Origin of the sequence: Bradyrhizobium sp. (assembly GCF_049581145.1) — a bacterium.
GTDB lineage: Bacteria > Pseudomonadota > Alphaproteobacteria > Rhizobiales > Xanthobacteraceae > Bradyrhizobium.
Window position 1 is genome coordinate 1 of record NZ_JBAURI010000878.1, and the last position, 4,241, is coordinate 4,241.

4 protein-coding genes and 1 pseudogene are annotated in these 4,241 nt (G+C 64.8%); 4 read left to right on the forward strand and 1 reads right to left on the reverse strand.

Features of this window, described 5'->3' with window-relative positions:
* Positions 1-1,350 (reverse strand): annotated as a pseudogene (locus tag WCB02_RS28695) (lytic transglycosylase domain-containing protein); the annotation flags it as partial.
* A gap of 252 nt (positions 1,351-1,602) precedes the next feature.
* Between WCB02_RS28695 and dapA the strand changes: the two are divergent.
* The 4 genes from dapA to WCB02_RS28715 all read left to right on the forward strand — a co-directional run.
* Positions 1,603-2,493 carry a 4-hydroxy-tetrahydrodipicolinate synthase gene (gene dapA / locus WCB02_RS28700; protein ID WP_423963126.1) on the forward strand — a complete coding sequence of 297 codons (891 nt, stop codon included), beginning with the start codon at positions 1,603-1,605 and terminating at the stop codon, positions 2,491-2,493.
* A gap of 104 nt (positions 2,494-2,597) precedes the next feature.
* Complete coding sequence (mscL, locus tag WCB02_RS28705) at positions 2,598-3,014, forward strand: large conductance mechanosensitive channel protein MscL (protein WP_423963127.1); 417 nt, start codon at positions 2,598-2,600, stop codon at positions 3,012-3,014.
* 1 nt (position 3,015) lies between these two features.
* Entirely contained in the window at positions 3,016-3,489 is a 474-nt protein-coding gene (gene smpB, locus WCB02_RS28710; RefSeq protein ID WP_423963128.1) for an SsrA-binding protein SmpB, read from the forward strand.
* A 169-nt stretch (positions 3,490-3,658) separates the two neighbouring features.
* A partial coding sequence (locus WCB02_RS28715; RefSeq protein ID WP_423963129.1) for a peroxiredoxin occupies positions 3,659-4,241 on the forward strand: 583 nt, incomplete at its 3' end.

Below are 4,241 nucleotides of genomic sequence, written 5' to 3' on the forward strand. Positions count from 1 at the left end.
GGCTTCGGCCGCGCGGCCCTGCCAGTAGCCGGCCCGCGCGAGCGTGGTCGGGTTGACGCTGCCGACGCCGATCCTGGCGAAATGCTGCGCGGCGGCCGCGGGATCGTTGAGGAAGCGCAACGCGATCCAGCCTGCCGTAAACTCCTGCTCGGTCTTGTAGATGTCGCGGGTCGGCAGCGCGGCGTCGCGCGCGATCAGGTAGGCGGTGCGGTGCTCGCCGAGATCGATCAGCTTGCGCGCCAGCAGCCGTCGCTCGATCCACCATTCGTCGACATTATAGAGGCGGGCGGGATCTCGCGGCGCGGCCAGCATCAGCTGCGCGGCCTCGGTGATCTTGTCCTCGCGTCGCAGCAACTGGATCCGGCTGAAGACAAAGCCGGGATCGCCGTGCAGTTCCGACGGAACGGCATCAAGCAGCGCGCCGGCATTCTCGGCCTTCCTGTAGGCGGCGATGCGCGCCTTGGCCAGCGCGACATAGCCGGCGCCGAGCCGCTTCGCCGCGCGCAGCGCGGCCTCGTGCTCGCTGCCATAGAGCAGCGAATCCATTCGCGCCTTCTGATCGCCCGCCGAGAGCAGCGCACCGAACTGATCGAGCGCGGCATTCTCGGTCTCTTCCGACATCGCGTCGTTGCGCCAGGCCTCGCGCACCAGCCGCTCGGCATTGGCGCGATCGCCGCGCCCCAGCAGCGCCTTGGCCAGCGCGAAGCGGCCCTTGGCCGACAGCGGCGTTTCGTTCTCGAACCAGGACAGCACGGTCGAATCCTCGCGCTTGTCGTCCCACAGCGCGGCTTCCAGCCGCCGCCGCAGGAAGCTCTGCGAAGGCCAGCTCGGATTGGCCGCGATGAACGCGCGGTACCGCTCGACGTCGGCGCCATTGTCGTCGCTGCGCAGGATGATCCATTCCGCGAGCTTGCGCGCCACCGGATCGGAGATCGTCGCCTCCGTCTGGGTCGCGGCCGCGGGGTCGTGCTTGCGGATGAGATCGATGACGTTCTCGAGCGCCTGGCTGTCGCCTTGCGAGGTCGATGAGGTCGCGGCGACCGCGGCCGGGACGATCGGCTTGTGGGGCAGGGGCGGTGAAGCGGCGCGCGGGCGCAGCGCGGACGCATGGATCGGCGTCGCGGAAGCGGTTTCCTTGGCCGAGACGCTGCCGGTCGTCGCGGCTTTTTTCGGCGCGGCGTTGAGCACGGCGTTGCGTACGATCGGTCGCGGTCTCGGCAGTGGAATTCTTGCCTTGGCCTTTCCGTCTGCCGCGAACGCCGGCAGCCCGGCCGCGAGCGCCAGGCCGACCACCAGTACCGTCGATAAGGCCGTCGATCGCAACGCGGCTGCGCGGGCAAAAGCTGTCACGGCGTTCCTTCGCGAATCATCTGATCGCCCAGGGCGGAGCTAGATTGGACTGAATACGCTGACAGACCATTAACTAATGATTAAGCGCACGGAATGGCCGGGATTTTGCGCCGGCACCGCGGCAAAATCGCGGCCGAGATCCGGCTCGCTGCCACGGGGGAACAGGCCGGCGGCCCTTTCGCGGGGGCGCCAGACCCGGTATGACTGCCTTATTCAGGCAAACGATACGCAATCGGCGTTCCGGAGGAGTTCATGGCAGCCAAGACGACATTCCGGGGGTCCTTCACGGCCCTGGTCACGCCGTTCAACAACGGCTCGCTCGACGAGGCCGCCTTCCGCGCGCTGGTCAACTGGCAGATTGCCGAGGGAACCAACGGCCTCGTCCCGGTCGGCACCACCGGTGAAAGTCCGACCTTGAGTCACGACGAGCATAAGCGGGTGGTCGAATGGTGTATCGCGGAAGCCAAGGGCCGGGTTCCCGTGATCGCGGGTGCCGGCTCCAATTCGACCAAGGAGGCGATCGAGCTCGCCCAGCATGCGGAGCGGGCGGGCGCCGACGCGGTGCTGGTGGTGACGCCCTACTACAACAAGCCGACCCAGGAAGGCATGTACCAGCACTTCAAGGCGATCAACGACGCGATCGCCATTCCCATCATCATCTACAACATTCCGCCGCGCTCGGTGATCGACATGTCGGTCGATACCATGACGCGGCTGTTCGAACTGAAGAACATCGCCGGCGTCAAGGACGCGACCGCGAGCATGGTGCGGGTCTCGCAGCAGCGCGCCGCGATGGGCGAGGACTTCAACCAGCTGTCGGGCGAGGACGCCACCGTGCTCGGCTATATGGCCCATGGCGGCCATGGCTGCATCTCCGTGACGTCCAACGTCGCTCCGCGCCTGTGTTCGGAGTTTCATGTCGCCTGGCGGCGCGGCGATGTCGCGACCGCGCTGAAGCTGCATGACAAGCTGATGCCGCTGCATACCAATCTCTTCATCGAGTCCAATCCGGCGCCGGTAAAATATGCCCTGTCGCTGCTCGGCAAACTCGACGAGAGGCTGCGCCTGCCGATGGTGCCGGTAACCGAATCCACCCGCAGCGCGGTTCGCAGCGCCATGGTTCATGCAGGCCTGATCAACTAGACTGGCTGATCAACTGGCCGGGCTGATCGACTCGATTTTCGCCGTTTTGCAACCTCATGGCTGGTAACGAGATTGTTTGCCCTGTGACCAGTTGGAGGTAAGTGATGTTGAAGGAATTTCGCGAATTCGCAATGAAGGGCAATGTCGTCGACCTCGCGGTCGGCGTCATCATCGGCGCGGCGTTCGGCGCCATCGTCAATTCGCTGGTGGGCGACATCATCATGCCGATCATCGGCGCGATCACCGGCGGTCTCGACTTCTCGAACTACTTCACGCCGCTGTCGAAGGCGGTCACGGCGGGCAATCTGGCGGACGCGAAGAAGCAGGGCGCCGTGCTGGCTTGGGGCAACTTCCTTACCCTGACGCTGAATTTCCTGATCATCGCCTTCGTGCTGTTCATCGTGATTCGTCTCATGAACCAGTTGAAGCGGCGCGATGAGGCCGCTCCTGCCGCGCCGCCCAAGCCCGCGCCCGAGGTCGAACTGTTGACCGAGATCCGAGATCTCCTGAAGAAGGCTTGACGTGGCTGAGAAGAAAGAGCGTCCGATCAAGGTCGTCGCGGAAAACCGCAAGGCGCGTTTCAACTATGCGATCGAGGACACGGTTGAGGCGGGCATCTCGCTGACCGGCACCGAGGTCAAGTCGATCCGCAGCGGCAAGACCACGATCGCGGAATCCTATGCCGATTCCAAGGACGGCGAGATCTGGCTGATCAACGCCAATATTCCGGAATATCTGCAGGCCAACCGCTTCAATCACGAGCCGAAGCGGCCGCGCAAGCTGTTGCTGCATCGCAAGCAGATCAACAAATTGCTGGGCGCCGTCGACCGCGAGGGCATGACGCTGATTCCCTTGAAACTCTATTTCAACGAGCGCGGCCGGGCCAAGCTGCTGCTGGCGGTCGCCAAGGGCAAGAAGCTGCACGACAAGCGCGAGAGCGAGAAGAAGCGCGACTGGGGCCGCGAGAAGAGCCGCCTGATGCGGGCGCGGGGATGATATTCAGGCCGGAGGCAGCCCATCACAACGGTCTTGTCCGTCATTGCAAGCGCGGCGACACAATCCAATATCCGGGATCGCAAAGACTCGATTGCTTCGCCGCAAGTACTCCCTTGCGCCAACGCTTCGGGTTTGTCGCAGGCAATGACGGCCGATGGAGAATGACGCAATGAACCAAAAGAGCCTGCTCGACGTCGACTGGAGCGCGATTCCGGCGCCGGCGGATGATGGCGGGGCGGCCCATCTGACGGGCATGGCGATCCCGCCGGTGAGCCTGATGGCAACGGATGATGCGATGGTCACCTTGTCCGCATTGCCGGGACGCACCGTCGTGTTCGCCTATCCGCGGACCGGCGAGCCCGGCAAGATCGCGCTGGTCGACGACTGGGACATGATCCCGGGCGCGCGGGGCTGCACGCCGCACACCTGCGCCTTCCGCGACCTGTTCGCCGATCTGAAGGCGGCCGGTGCCGCGCAGGTGTTCGGGCTGTCGACACAGAGCAATGCCTACCAGACCGAGATGGCCTCGCGGCTGCATCTGCCGTTCCCCGTCCTGTCGGACGAGAAGCTCGAGATGACGCGCGCGCTCGACCTGCCGACCATGGCGGTCGCGGGACTGACCCTGATCAAGCGGCTGGCGCTGATCATCGACGATGCCCGCATCAGCCACGTGTTCTATCCGGTGTTTCCGCCCGACCGGAACGCCGCCGAGGTGCTGGCGTGGCTGAAGGACAATCCGGTCAGTGTTCGAG

Coding starts and splice junctions, on each gene's coding strand:
- mscL (WP_423963127.1), top strand. CDS start 2,598: ATGTTGAAGGAATTTCGCGAATTCGCAATGAAGGGCAATGTCGTCGAC.
- dapA (WP_423963126.1), top strand. CDS start 1,603: ATGGCAGCCAAGACGACATTCCGGGGGTCCTTCACGGCCCTGGTCACG.